The 13,037-nt window shown below is 24.9% G+C and carries 14 protein-coding genes and 1 riboswitch; of the genes, 4 read left to right on the forward strand and 10 right to left on the reverse strand.

Features of this window, described 5'->3' with window-relative positions; genetic code table 11:
• Nucleotides 1–103, reverse strand: a riboswitch (FMN riboswitch). This riboswitch is flagged as partial in the annotation.
• An 87-nt stretch (nucleotides 104–190) separates the two neighbouring features.
• The 3 genes from BN346_RS22180 to BN346_RS04370 all read right to left on the reverse strand — a co-directional run bounded on the left by BN346_RS22180 (nucleotide 191) and on the right by BN346_RS04370 (nucleotide 2,919).
• A complete protein-coding gene (locus BN346_RS22180; protein ID WP_034439885.1) occupies nucleotides 191–685 on the reverse strand; it encodes a type II secretion system protein in 495 nt (164 codons plus the stop codon).
• Between the two features lie 139 nt (nucleotides 686–824).
• On the reverse strand, nucleotides 825–1,226 hold the full coding sequence (locus tag BN346_RS04365) for a hypothetical protein (protein ID WP_034439887.1): 402 nt from the start codon (nucleotides 1,224–1,226) through the stop codon (nucleotides 825–827).
• A gap of 988 nt (nucleotides 1,227–2,214) precedes the next feature.
• Complete coding sequence (locus BN346_RS04370) at nucleotides 2,215–2,919, reverse strand: ribonuclease H-like domain-containing protein (RefSeq protein WP_034439889.1); 705 nt, start codon at nucleotides 2,917–2,919, stop codon at nucleotides 2,215–2,217.
• An 832-nt stretch (nucleotides 2,920–3,751) separates the two neighbouring features.
• On the opposite strand from BN346_RS04370, the gene BN346_RS04375 reads away from it, so the two are divergent.
• The 3 genes from BN346_RS04375 to BN346_RS20880 are packed head-to-tail and all read left to right on the forward strand — an operon-like array spanning nucleotide 3,752 to nucleotide 5,980.
• Nucleotides 3,752–4,018, forward strand: coding sequence for a FeoA family protein (locus BN346_RS04375; RefSeq protein ID WP_034439891.1), 267 nt, complete (start codon nucleotides 3,752–3,754; stop codon nucleotides 4,016–4,018).
• A gap of 6 nt (nucleotides 4,019–4,024) precedes the next feature.
• On the forward strand, nucleotides 4,025–5,800 hold the full coding sequence (gene feoB / locus BN346_RS04380) for a ferrous iron transport protein B (RefSeq protein ID WP_034439893.1): 1,776 nt from the start codon (nucleotides 4,025–4,027) through the stop codon (nucleotides 5,798–5,800).
• A 15-nt stretch (nucleotides 5,801–5,815) separates the two neighbouring features.
• Nucleotides 5,816–5,980, forward strand: a complete 165-nt coding sequence (locus tag BN346_RS20880; protein ID WP_081770916.1) for a FeoB-associated Cys-rich membrane protein — start codon at nucleotides 5,816–5,818, stop codon at nucleotides 5,978–5,980.
• 363 nt (nucleotides 5,981–6,343) lie between these two features.
• On the opposite strand, the gene lepB is transcribed toward BN346_RS20880, so the two are convergent.
• The 3 genes from lepB to BN346_RS04395 form a co-directional block, all read right to left on the reverse strand.
• Nucleotides 6,344–6,904, reverse strand: a complete 561-nt coding sequence (gene lepB, locus BN346_RS04385; RefSeq protein WP_051540016.1) for a signal peptidase I — start codon at nucleotides 6,902–6,904, stop codon at nucleotides 6,344–6,346.
• Nucleotides 6,905–7,614: 710 nt separating this feature from the next.
• Nucleotides 7,615–8,211 carry a LysO family transporter gene (locus BN346_RS04390; RefSeq protein WP_034439895.1) on the reverse strand — a complete coding sequence of 199 codons (597 nt, stop codon included), beginning with the start codon at nucleotides 8,209–8,211 and terminating at the stop codon, nucleotides 7,615–7,617.
• Between the two features lie 9 nt (nucleotides 8,212–8,220).
• The gene (locus tag BN346_RS04395) at nucleotides 8,221–8,517 is read right to left on the reverse strand and encodes a LysO family transporter (RefSeq protein WP_051540018.1); all 297 of its coding nucleotides are present in this window, start codon (nucleotides 8,515–8,517) and stop codon (nucleotides 8,221–8,223) included.
• Nucleotides 8,518–8,732: 215 nt separating this feature from the next.
• On the opposite strand from BN346_RS04395, the gene BN346_RS04400 reads away from it, so the two are divergent.
• Nucleotides 8,733–9,545 (forward strand): DUF6414 family protein, encoded by an 813-nt coding sequence (locus BN346_RS04400; protein ID WP_034439897.1) that lies wholly within the window; start codon nucleotides 8,733–8,735, stop codon nucleotides 9,543–9,545.
• Between the two features lie 53 nt (nucleotides 9,546–9,598).
• Here the strand turns inward: BN346_RS04400 and BN346_RS04405 are convergent, their stop codons facing one another.
• The 4 genes from BN346_RS04405 to BN346_RS04420 all read right to left on the reverse strand — a co-directional run bounded on the left by BN346_RS04405 (nucleotide 9,599) and on the right by BN346_RS04420 (nucleotide 12,835).
• Nucleotides 9,599–9,859, reverse strand: coding sequence for a hypothetical protein (locus BN346_RS04405; RefSeq protein WP_034439900.1), 261 nt, complete (start codon nucleotides 9,857–9,859; stop codon nucleotides 9,599–9,601).
• A 95-nt stretch (nucleotides 9,860–9,954) separates the two neighbouring features.
• The gene (locus BN346_RS04410) at nucleotides 9,955–11,427 is read right to left on the reverse strand and encodes a ComEA family DNA-binding protein (RefSeq protein WP_034439902.1); all 1,473 of its coding nucleotides are present in this window, start codon (nucleotides 11,425–11,427) and stop codon (nucleotides 9,955–9,957) included.
• The gene (locus tag BN346_RS04415; protein ID WP_034439904.1) at nucleotides 11,411–11,995 is read right to left on the reverse strand and encodes a GNAT family N-acetyltransferase; all 585 of its coding nucleotides are present in this window, start codon (nucleotides 11,993–11,995) and stop codon (nucleotides 11,411–11,413) included. Before BN346_RS04415 ends, BN346_RS04410 begins: the two co-directional genes overlap by 17 nt.
• The gene (locus BN346_RS04420) at nucleotides 11,996–12,835 is read right to left on the reverse strand and encodes a class I SAM-dependent methyltransferase (protein WP_034439906.1); all 840 of its coding nucleotides are present in this window, start codon (nucleotides 12,833–12,835) and stop codon (nucleotides 11,996–11,998) included.
• Nucleotides 12,836–13,037: the final 202 nt, after the last annotated feature.

Consider the following 13,037-nt stretch of genomic DNA (forward strand, 5'->3'; position numbering starts at 1 on the left):
CCAGACTATACTGTCGGCTTTGGACTTTCACCAAATCATGCTATAAAATAGCTCGCGGGCTGTAACCGCCGGTAAGGAATTTAACCTTGCCCCGAAGATACTATATTTAATTTTCAACTAAATATTAACATTGTTAATATTTTATGTCAACAGTTTTTTGAATATTATGTATTGTTTTTCTATTTTTTATTTAATTACCATCATCTATCTTACTACTATTTCTATCTTCTAAAATTTCTATACTCTTGCAATCAGTTGGTTTTGCCTGATTTTCTTTAAGTTCAGGATATACTTGTCTTTTACCTGTAAATATTTTTATATCTTCATCTTTTATATATACAACAAAACCAGGTTTTTCATCTTTCGTCACCTTTGCTTGCTGCTTTATATCTCCATCAAAATATTTATTTATAATATCTTTATTTTTATCTATTTTTTCAATATCACTTCCACAGGACATTTCTGCATTTAAAGCCATAGCTATGTTTTTTGCAGTGGCTACATCTGCTTTTTTCTTTGCATTTTCTTGTATACTTGCAAACTTAGGTAATGCTATTATTAAAAGTATTGCCATTATTGAAACTACAACAACTAACTCTATAAGAGTAAAGCCTTTTTTCTTTTTATCAAATGTTTTTTCCTTAGTACGTATACTATTTTTTATTTTCTTATTTGTGGTTTTCACTTTTACTATTCTCCCTTCACTAAACCATGTCTTATTTTAACCATTGCCAAAATAATTAATAATAAACATATTTTAGAGATAATAGTAAAAAATTAGCTCTTTCTAATTTTTATAATTTGAAAAAGCTAATTTTCGTGAATTAATTACAAATCTTGCTTATTGCATTTTCATATGAGTCTATTAAAGGTTTATATAAATTGCCATTTAAATTGTTTAGTTCTAGTTCACTTTTTATTCTATTTTCTATTATTTTCATAACATTATTCTTGTATAAATATTCAATTTGTCTACCTTCTGAAAGTAATTCAACTTCATATAATCTAACTGGTACTTCCTCTATAGTAAATCCTAAATTAAACTTTTCTATTATGTTATCATTAGCTTCTAAATATATTATAGTTTTTGTATTAGGAAGTAAATCTTGACTGTCATTTTTTACTGTTAAAAAGCCTTTCTTACCCTTATGAATTAAAATTTCTTCAATATCATCCAATTGTTTTGTAATTTTTCTTTTCTTTGGCAAAGTATTTACTAGCTCCATATTTTCATACCTCCTAAAAATTATGTATCCTACACTTACAGGTTAATGTGTACTTTATAAAATATTTTTAGAAGTATAATTTGTTTTTTAATTTTCATTCTTAATAATATATCTATTTTTAAAATTATATAATATACCGATTTTTTAATATTTATTAATTAATATTTTGTGTTAATTCTTATATGATTTTTTAATACCTTACTAGATGATATTTGAATTCTACTATTAATGTATCATTACTAAATTTTATTCATCTAATTCTTAAAATATACTAACAAACAAAAATACTGAACATATCATGGGGTAATTGAAAATGTAAAATTATAAAATATAATATTTGATGGTTAATTGATTCATTACAAATTTCTAATCTATACACCGTAGCCGAGGTTTTAACCTTGGCGGTAATATATCCTTGCTAAATTTTACTGGTTTCATCCTTGGAATATACCAATAAACAAGAAGGACAGACATCTCATAGTGCAATCACCTTTTTATAATTTATTACCCTTTTTAATAATATACTTATCTAAGAAAGTAAACTCAGTCCCTAACAGATTACAAATTTAAAAGTAATGGAAATAACGTTTTGCAAGGTTAAAACCTCGCCTACAAATGGTGGAATTTTATTTAATTACCCTCGTAGCTGAGACTTCAGTCTTGGCGGTCTTTGATATGGAATATATTTTTAAAGTAATGTAAATAACGCTTTGCAAGGTTAAAACCTCGCCTACAAATGGTGGAGCTTTTATTTGATTAACTTCGTAGCTAAGAATTCAGTCTTAGCGGTCTTTGATATGAAATATATTTTTAAATTAATATACTAAATAACGCTTTGCAAGGTTAAAACCTCGCCTACAAAGGATGGGGATTTTGTTTAATTGTTTTCGTAGCTGAGGTTTTAACCTTGGCGGATTATGGTATGGATGAAACTTTGGGATTTTATTATTTTTATGCACAAAAAACTGTAACTAAATGGATTAACCATTTAGTTACAGTTTTCATTTAAGGAATCTTTTTTTTCATCATTTAAATTCTTTTCATTAGGTATAATATACTTATTCCAATTTACATAAATATAAAATAAACTTACTACATCTTGCATGTTATAAAGAAGTATTTTTTCTTTCTTTTCTTCTGGCATTCTATTAAAATACTCTGTGTCTTTCATAATTTTGCTAAAAGTTTTAGCAAGGTTTGATCCACTTATAACTTCGCTTTCTCTTTTAATATCAAATTTACATTCAAGATTTTTAAGTCCAATAGAGGTGTTCATAGCCTTCTCATATTCTTTTTGAAGATCTACATCTTTTAAATAATCCTCTATTTTAAAATTTATATTATACTTATTGTACAAGTAATTTATAACAGTAAAGTCATTATTACCTGAAAATGTGATTATATACTTTTTATTCTTTTTCTTAATTAAATCTAAAAAGTATGTTTTAGACCATTCTAATATTTTCTTCAATTCAAATTTGTTCTCAATCATATATTGAGTAATCTTTAAAGTATTTTCTTTTTCATCATAATATCCACTTCCAAAAACTCCAACACATACTGGTTTCTTATAAACATAATGTTCTAGGTCAAAAAATATAGCTTCCTTAAATAAATCATTGTGTCCTTCAATTGAAAGAGCATTTTCTATATTAAAGTCTTTGACTGGAATCGTTTGTTCTTTAATAATCATGTTACCACTCTTTTCTAAATCAAAATTATCTATTTAGAACAACATACGTAATCAAATATAAAAGCAAAATTTTATTTTAAAAATTATAACTATTTAATTAATTACAACACTTTTTAAGCATGCAGCTCTATGTAATTATCTTATACTAATATAACTAATATTTTAAATTGATCATCTTTAATCCAATTTAAAAATTAATGTATTTATGTGCTTTGTTCTAAACTTAATTTAATCTTTGCATTAACATTATTTTGAGAAGAAATTTTGGAAATTTAAAATAATACTAAATATTTTCAATCACTTAAAATTTAATAATTTTAATCTTAAATTAAATTTTTTAATGATTATTTTAAAATAAATCTAAATTTTATTTTACTTTATAAATACCTAATGTTTAATAATGTAATATTAGTTATTATATCATATAATTTTACATATCTTCAAATTCTATTTATAAAAAAATGATTTTTAATAAAATAAACAATAATTAAATTTGCTTTCATTAATATATTATATTTTTTTTCATTATTAGTTCCTACATACTTTTAACTTATAATTCAAATTTGTATTTTTGTTAATTTTTTATTAACATATGTTTTTTATATATCTTTAATTTAAATTTATAATATATAAATTTTTTACTATTCAAATTTAATAAACTTAAATATTACTATAAATACAATTACTATTTTAAATATATTAAATTAAAATTTAGTATTATTCCCTCAATTTTAAATTTTTATACATATATTTTATTAACTTTTTGTTGACAAAATTGTCTAAACTTTATATAATGACATTGAGAATTAGTTTCAATGAGGAGTGGTAATTGATGACTTTATACGATTTAAAATCAGGTGACACAGCTTATATAAAGAATTTACTTTTTAATAATAAATTTTCTAAAAGATTACTTGCTTTAGGTTTTATCGAAGGAACTAAAGTAACTATGAAACAAGTCGCACCTCTTGGTGATCCAATAATAATAAACGTTAAAGGAACTAACTTAGCTATTAGAAAAAAAGATGCTAAATTAATAAATATAGAGTTAACAAATGACTCTGACACTGAACATTTTAAATTAGCCATGGAGGTATAACAAAAGATGGTTACTATTGCATTACTAGGTAACCCTAACGTAGGAAAAACTACACTCTTCAATGCACTTACTGGTTCAAACCAACATGTTGGTAACTGGGCTGGTGTTACTGTAGATAAAAAAGAGGGTTACATCAAAAAAGACATTAAAATAGTAGATTTACCTGGTATTTATGCCATGGATGCCTTTTCTAATGAAGAAAAAGTATCTAAAAACTTTTTAGAAAGTGATGATGTTGATTTAATAATTAACATTGTTGATGCTTCAAACTTATCAAGAAATTTATATTTAACAACTCAATTAGCACAGTTTAACAAACCTATGATATTGATTGTAAACATGATTGACGTTGCTAGAAGTAAAGGTATTAATATTGATTTTGATTTACTTTCTAAAAAATTAGGTGTTAAAATATTTCCTATTTCAGCATCTAAAAATGAAGGAATAGATACTGTTAAGGAATTTTTATCTAATGAAAATTTCAATTTATTAGATACTACTATAAATACAAAACACAATTTTGGATATTTAAATGAAAATGAAACATATAAATATATAGATACAATTTTAAATTCTTGCATGATTATTCCAAAAGATCTTAAAACATCACTTACTGAAAAGATAGATAAAATTATTTTAAATAAGTTTCTAGCTTATCCTATATTTTTATTAATACTTTTCATAATTTTTAAGTTCACCTTTGATTGGATTGGAGGACCATTGCAAGAATTATTAGCCTCATTCTTTGAAGGACCATTCTCAGATACTGTAAGGCAACTTCTTTCAAGTACAAGTCCTTGGTTCCAGTCTTTAATTGTAGATGGTATTATAGCTGGAGTTGGTGGAGTTGTAACATTCATACCTATAATTCTTACTCTATTCCTTGGTATGTCTATACTTGAAGATAGTGGCTATATGGCAAGAGTTGCTTTTATAATGGATAAAATAATGCGAAAACTTGGACTTTCTGGTAAAGCATTTATTCCTCTTATGATGGGATTTGGTTGTTCTGTTCCTGGAATAATGGCTGCAAGAACTCTAGAAAGTGAACGTGATAGAAAGCTTACTGCATTAATACTTCCATTTATGTCTTGTAATGCTAGACTACCTATATACGCTTTATTTGGTAGTATATTCTTTGGAAAGCATAAAACATTACTTGTGTTTTCACTTTATACTATAGGTATATTAGTTGCATTCTTAATGGCACTTTTATTTAAACGTACATTATTTAAAAACGTAGAAGAACCATTTATAGTTGAACTTCCTGAATATAAAATGCCTGAACTTAGATCAGTTGTTTATTTAACACTTGAAAAAGGAAAAGGATTTTTAAAGAAAGCAGGTACTATTATATTCGCAATTTCCGTAATTGTTTGGTTCTTATCAAACTTTAGCTTTAGTGGAATGGTAGATATTAATGATAGCTTTTTAGCTTCAATTGGTAAATTTATAGCACCTATATTCAAACCACTTGGATTTGGTACATGGCAAAACTCTGTAGCTATATTAACTGGTATTGCTGCAAAAGAAGTTGTTATTGGTACTTTAGGTGTATTATATCCTACTGGATTAGAAACAGCACTACTTAGTCAATTTACTACTTTAAGTGCATTATCATTCTTAGTATTTTGCCTTTTATATACACCATGCGTGGCTGTTATAGGTACTCAAAAGAAAGAATTTGGTGGTAAATTTGCTACTTTCTCAGCTTTATATCAAATTGTTGTTGCATGGGTAGTTTCCTTTTTAATTTATAATGTTGGAATGCTTATATTCTAATGGAGGCGAAACAAAATGATTGAAATTATAGTTACAGGTATTATAATTGTTTTAGCTGTATTAATACTTGTAAAACAATTTAAGAAAAAGATTAAAGGTGAATGTTCAAGTTGCAGTGGAAATTGTTCTTGTTGTAGTTCACATAAAACTAACGATAATAAAGAAAATGAAGATAAATAAATATTTAAAGATAGTCTACTCTTAGGCTATCTTTTTTTATATAATATAGAGTTCCAAGTTCGAAGTTTAAATAACATCTTTATCAAGTGATATTATTAAGCTTACAGTTTCATCTATTATAATTTTGGAAATCAATTAAAGAGTAAGAGTGAAAAGTGATGGTTAATATTACTCACTTCGTTCTTAATATTTAAAATAGAAATATATAAAAACTAAGTTTTTATATTGTGTTTAAATAATTTGCTTTGCAAATCTAATAAAAAATCATTTTTTAAAATTAAAACTTAGAGTTAAAACTCTCAAATGAAACATGAATAACTTAAAGTTTTAACTTGGATTCCTATAAAATTCAAATCAAATTTCTTAGTTTAGATAACACATTTTCTTTAATGGAAATACTTTCATTACAGCCTTACCTTTTATGTCATGTTTATAATTTATTAAACCCACACTTTCATCTCTTGAATCTAAACTTACATTTCTATTATCACCCATCACAAATATTTTTCCTTGTGGAATTTTTACATTATAATCTTCCCTATTTATCATTTTATTTTTTATGTAATTTTCCTTAACTTCTTTTTTATTTACATATAATTTACCATTGGTAATTTTGATAGTATCACCAGGCACACCTATTACTCTCTTTATAAGATATTTACCACCATCTATATCGCTATGAAATATTACAACATCTTTGTACTTAGGCTCTTTTAACTTATATATTAATTTATTTACTATTACAACATCTTTATTATATACAGTAGGTTCCATTGATTTTCCCTTTATATAACTAAATTCAAATATTACATTTATAACAACAAAAAATAAAATTACTTCAAGCGTAAATAATAGCATCTTTAAATTGATCTTTTTTACTAATCTATTATGTATTTTTACATCTTTTTCTGTATTTAATTGCACTCACATCACCTTAATTCTACATATATTATTTATATCTAGAATTATTAACATATTTTATATTTTTAAAACAAAATATCTTAGAAATTTAAAATTCCTAAGATATTTATAGTGTTATAAGATAATATTTTATATACTTTATTAATTGATACTAATGTGCTTACAGATTATTGCTATTTTTATATTGAGAACAAACTAAAAACTAAGAGTGAAAAGTGATGGTGAATATCCCCTAGGATTGAAATCTCCGCTACAATGTTTTATTTGTGCTTCAAATAAAAATTAATATAATATTTATCTGTAAAAAGTTCATTTTGGAGAATAAATTCCTAATTATAATATTCTTACTTACCATAGTTTTAATAGTGAATATAACTTTACTTTTGATATTTTATAAAATTTATCAATTTAAAAACTTTTTTTCATCAAGAAACAGGAATTATTTAAATTAGTATTTCTTTAAAAATTGATTTAGAAAATCTTATTAATTTGTGTTTTATTTTCAAGACCTGAACCCAAGGACGGGTTCAGCGACTGCCTAGACAGGACGTCGATTCATCCGTTTAGTCTTGGAAATAAAATAGCAAATTTATTAGATGTTCTTTGAAATTTTTATGAATAACGTTTTAAATAATTCCTGTTTTGGGTAATAACATTATTCTCATTTGATATTTAATTAGTTTCATTTTCAGCTTAGAACCCTATATGTAATTCTATAGATTATAAAAAAATTGAACACATACTGGAACTAGCATACTAAGTATTACTCCATTTACAAGTGATATTATAGCAACTTTTGAGTTTGTAAATTTAGATACAATTGGAAGTGTAGTGTCCATAGATGTTGCTCCACATGGTGCTATTGTTGTATAATGATTTAACCTTTTAGCTATTATTGGTATAGATATTATAGCTAAAATCTCTCTAAATACATTTGATAAAAATGCTATAGCTCCAAGTTCTGCATTTCCCATCTCAGTTAACAATATACCAGACAAACTATACCATCCAAAACCTGCTGCAACTGATAAACTTTCATTATAATGCATTTTAAATAGCATTCCACCTATAAGCCCTCCACATAAACTTCCTATAATAATTCCAACTGGAATTATTATAACCTTCAACCCCATATCTTTTGCATCTTTCAGTACCTTTTTATTTGAACCTATATCTAATCCTACAAGAAATATTAATATAAATAAAACTATATTTGTAATGTCTTTTATGTTCATAATAAATGATTGTGGAAAAACATATCTTCCAAATATAATTCCTAAAATCATAGCTATAATAATTATTATTGTCATAATGTCCCCCTATTCACCTCTATATGATACTTTTTTATCTTTTTTAAACTTAATTTTTTCAGTTAAGAAATATACAACAATAATACTTCCTAAACAAGATAATATTGAAAACACTATTGCTTTTACTCCTATAGTGCTTATATTTTCTATTATTTTATCATCAGCCCCTATAGATGCTCCCATAAAAAACAATAAAAATACAACTCCAAATTGTTGCAATCTTCCATTAATTTTAGCTACCTTTTCTTTCAATGGAAACATAAAGCTTATAACCATACCTAAAACTAATGCCCACATAACCTTCATACAATCTTCCCCCTTTTATACTTATAATTTTTATTTTCAATTAAATTAATTAGAATCCTCATTTGATATTTCAATAATTTCATTTTTCATCTTGTAGCCCTATAAAAAATTTATTTTTTAGTTCTATTATAATAACTATTTCTATAATAATATTATATGGAATAAATTGAATTTTTTATAAAGCTAATAACAACATTTAGTAGGAGTTGATGAGTTTGCCAATTGTTACACCTATATATTTAAATAGTTCTAATGTAGTTTCTCTATTTAGATCTACTGTTGAAACTTTATCTTTAGATTTTAATTTAAATAGAAATACTATAGTATTTAAAACAACATTACCTCTAAGCGAACTTACTTGTGGTAGAATAACTCAAGGTACTGGAACAGTAGAGTATACTAGAGAATATATTAACGCTACCATAGATGCCATCTGTCAATCTGCTACAACAGCATTCTTAAAGCTTTATAACATTCTTGAAGACAACAGCCTAATGAAACATCTAAACAATGCTAGTGATTTTAATTCACTGCGTGTTGGAGATATCATTGAAATTCAATGTCCATTATTTAAAGATCCTGAAGTTAAAAATTTATTCTCAATGGCCAACTCTTTAGAATTACAAATGTTAATAAATAGTGATGATAAATCTATAGAAAATAAATCTTCTGTTAATGTTGCTAATTTTTTAGCATACTTAAAAACTACCTTAGATAAACTTGAAAATAACTACTGTGTAGATTACTTTTCAAAACTTCTTTTCTCAAAATACAGAATAGTTACCGCATTAAGTAAGGATAATTTTGAATCATCACTAACTTGTATAGAAGATAAACCACTAACAATTGTAGGAAAGGTAAGTTACATAGAACCATATTTAAAAGAAACTATGGTTGATACCTTTTTAGACCCTATTGAAAAATTTATTAAAACTAATAATATAACTTTTCCTTATGCAGAAAATTTCGACTTTGAAGAAGATACTCCTTATTACATTGGAATTGTTCCATTATCAATTCATCTTTAATCACAAGTAAAATAGGTAAAAGATTTACTTTTACCTATTTTATTTACTTATATTTAATCTTCATTTAGCCATGTTTTTATTATATTAGCCTCTTCTTCACCAAATTCAAAAGCTTGTCTTCCTTTAGATATTGCTTCATTTAAAGCTTTTAAATCTTCTTCACTTGCAGTTTTAATTGGTTGTGATTTTTTCTTTTTAGCTACATTTTTCTTAGGTTTTTTCTTTTGAAATGGTAAAGTCAAATAATTTATTAATTCATCAATAACTTCACTAAATAATGATTGTTCTTTTACTTCTTTTTTTTCTTTATCCATTTGCTCCACTCCACATAAAAACACATATTTGAAAGTAATCAATCACTTTCTTTCATCTTTATAATAAACTATATAATTATTATATCAAAATCCCATTAAAATAAACAATCATTATACAAAATTTGATAAAATTCATCTAAACTTCCAAAACCATTTCTATTGTCTCTAATTTTTATAATTTTTTCAGCTTTTTTAAAATCAATATTATTAATTGCTAATAAATCATATATACTTGCAGTATTTATATTTATCATTAGTGTCTTTTTACTATTCTCATCCCACAGCACAGAAGGTACTACTACACTATCACTTTTTATCCATATTTCTTTATATATATTTTTACTTAGACTTAACTTATCATCTTTAACAAGTTTTAATATATGGCTATAAAGTTCTTTATATTCTTCTAATTTTGCTATAAATTTGTCAACATTCCCTACCATTCCTATTAGTGATAACTCTTCATAAATCTCTTTTAAATCATTTGTAAAAGTTGTTCCTAAAGTAGTTGATATAAATATTTTTAAAATTTCTTCTTTATCATCTTCAAAATACTCACACCATAATGTTATATAATCTATTACTGGTATAGACTCTTCATTTATCTTATCTTTCATAAGATTCCATACCAAAAAGTTTTTAAGCATTACATTTTCAAAAGGTGAAAATATATTTTTTATATCTTCACTATTTGGTATTTCATTCAAAGTAAATTTATTAAAATCTTCCCTTTTCATATAATTATTTTTTATTTTATCATTTGTATTAATACGATAAAATAATGTAGCCATAACTCCTTCTGATGAAATCATTTCATTTCCATTTAACACTTTTGTTTTATCATATATACATGATGTATGTTCTAACATAATAATATCAGATAAGTTCATTGCATCTATACTTACACTCGGCAATACTTTTTTATAAATATATCCATTTTCTAATATTTTATTTATTCTAAAATTAGTATCAATATCACAATGCCATAATTTTATGGGCTCAAATTTATATTTATATTTTTTATTGAAACACTCTCTATATTTATTTATATAATCAAATGTTAATCTTTCAAAGTGTTCTCCAAAGCCTTCAAAAAAAGCGTTATAATAATCTGTAATTCCCATACTGCAATGTTGTTTAGTAGATTTACTATATTTTATAAACTCTGGCATAATATTAGTCATCATTACATGCCCTAATTCATGAGTAAAAATATTCATTTGTCCTTTTTCTATGTTTTCTTCATCTAACACCAAATCTACAAAATTTAAATTTTTGTAGATTAATTTTTCATCATTTTCTTTAATAACAATTCCTTTTCTATTAAACCCACCTATATTTTTAGATATAAAGAGTAAATCCGTTCCCTCTAAATTATTTGATAAATTTCTACTGCACTTATTTAATCTAATACATGTTTTATTAAAATCATAACTTAATTCTTTCATTATTTTTTTATATAATTCACAATTTTCATCTAGATATTCTCCGCATAACATTCCATTATAATTTTCTAATTCGGTAATTATCTTTATTTTTTCATCACTATTTTTAAATACATAGTCCATAATTACAACCCTTTTCATATAGTACCCTATCCTCAAATACTTCAGAATTGAGATTAAATACTACTTCTTTTATAATTTTTTTATTTATAAATCCAAGTTTTTCATTTAATTTAATTGATGCTATATTACCTGGATGAATATACGCCTGAATAGATTTGAATTTTAAATCTTCAAATGCATATTTTAATACTTCTAGTCCACATTCAGTCATTATATTTCTTCTCCAATATTTTATATTAAGCATATATCCTATTTGTACTGTTGATTCATCAAAGTCAAAATCATGAAGTGTTATAGTACCTACAACTTTATTAGTATTTTTGTCCTCAATACACCATCTTATAAATCTCTTTTCTTTAAAACCTTTTTTAAAACTCATTATTGATTTTTTAGCTTGCTCAAGTGTTTTCATATTTTTCATGCCTTGATATTTAACAGCTTCTTCACTAGAATATATTTCATAAACATCTAAATAATCTTCTTCTTTTGCTTCTCTTAACCAAAATCTTTTTGTTTCTATTGTAGGAAACTTATCAAATATAAAAGTAGCTTCACTTAAATTATTCATTTATTTTTTCATCCCCTTAGCTAGTAAAAACTCACCATTATCTACTAAACTTCTTTTACAATAAGTTCGTTCTTCTATCTTAAGTATAGTATCTAATGCAACTTTATCTTTTTCTATTTTTTCTGCTGCATCTCTAAATCCACTTATAATACATGGACTACCACCTAATACTATATTCTCTACTCCACATTTTTCTAGCATGTTCTCAAGTTCATCACTTTCAAAAAAATGTCTTGGTGGATGTGCTACCATTTCATGTTTAGGTAAATCTCCAGTATCTATCATTTCATTAATCATCCAATAATCTGGTTTTCCGAAAAATGATGTATAATCAAAATCCATTCTTCCTAATTGCGTTCTTATTACACCCCATTTACTATTTACACTTATTAGTATATATCCACCTTTCTTAGTTACTCTAACTAATTCAGAAATAGCCTTATCTCTGTTTTCTAAAAGGTAATTTAAGGGTGCTCCATAACAAATTACAGTGTCAAAAGTATTATCTTTTATCATAGATAAATCTCTTAAATCAGCATTTATTATATCATCTACATTACTTATTAACTCTTCTTGTTGCAACTTTTCCTTTGCTATTTTAAGTTGCTGATCTGATATATCTAAAAGTGTCACCATACACCCTAACTTTGCTAATTCAATACTAAATCTTCCTGCACCACATCCAGCATCTAAAACTTTTTTACCACTTTCTATATGCTCCTTTAAAAAATGCATATGAAGATGGTAATTTATTCTGTCATATGCTGTTAAATTAAGTCTCTCCCATTCCTTTTCTCCATACTGATTGTAAAATTCTCTTATTTTGTTTGGTTCGTACATATTGGGCCTCCTTTAAATTTTAAGCAAGATATTTATGAATACAAGTAAAGTCAGTCACAAAATTAAAATTTAAATAATTTTATCTATATCTTTTTAATAAACGAAATATTACATAAGCTATAAATACTAAAATAGATAAATTCAAAATAAATGCTGCACAAATCATTAAGTCAAACTCCATAAAATTTCCTCCATTTCAATT

Source organism: Clostridium ihumii AP5, from assembly GCF_000612845.1.
Taxonomy (GTDB): Bacteria; Bacillota; Clostridia; order Clostridiales; family Clostridiaceae; genus Clostridium_J; species Clostridium_J ihumii.

Bases quoted from the DNA above. Each gene is read 5' to 3' on its own strand.
- BN346_RS04415 (WP_034439904.1), bottom strand. From the start codon at position 11,995: ATGAATAATTTAAGTGAAGCTACTTTTATATTTGATAAGTTTCCTACA.
- BN346_RS04405 (WP_034439900.1), bottom strand. From the start codon at position 9,859: ATGGATAAAGAAAAAAAAGAAGTAAAAGAACAATCATTATTTAGTGAA.
- BN346_RS20880 (WP_081770916.1), top strand. From the start codon at position 5,816: ATGATTGAAATTATAGTTACAGGTATTATAATTGTTTTAGCTGTATTA.
- BN346_RS04395 (WP_051540018.1), bottom strand. From the start codon at position 8,517: ATGAAGGTTATGTGGGCATTAGTTTTAGGTATGGTTATAAGCTTTATG.
- feoB (WP_034439893.1), top strand. From the start codon at position 4,025: ATGGTTACTATTGCATTACTAGGTAACCCTAACGTAGGAAAAACTACA.
- BN346_RS04420 (WP_034439906.1), bottom strand. From the start codon at position 12,835: ATGTACGAACCAAACAAAATAAGAGAATTTTACAATCAGTATGGAGAA.
- BN346_RS04365 (WP_034439887.1), bottom strand. From the start codon at position 1,226: ATGGAGCTAGTAAATACTTTGCCAAAGAAAAGAAAAATTACAAAACAA.
- BN346_RS04410 (WP_034439902.1), bottom strand. From the start codon at position 11,427: ATGGACTATGTATTTAAAAATAGTGATGAAAAAATAAAGATAATTACC.
- BN346_RS04370 (WP_034439889.1), bottom strand. From the start codon at position 2,919: ATGATTATTAAAGAACAAACGATTCCAGTCAAAGACTTTAATATAGAA.
- BN346_RS04390 (WP_034439895.1), bottom strand. From the start codon at position 8,211: ATGACAATAATAATTATTATAGCTATGATTTTAGGAATTATATTTGGA.
- BN346_RS04375 (WP_034439891.1), top strand. From the start codon at position 3,752: ATGACTTTATACGATTTAAAATCAGGTGACACAGCTTATATAAAGAAT.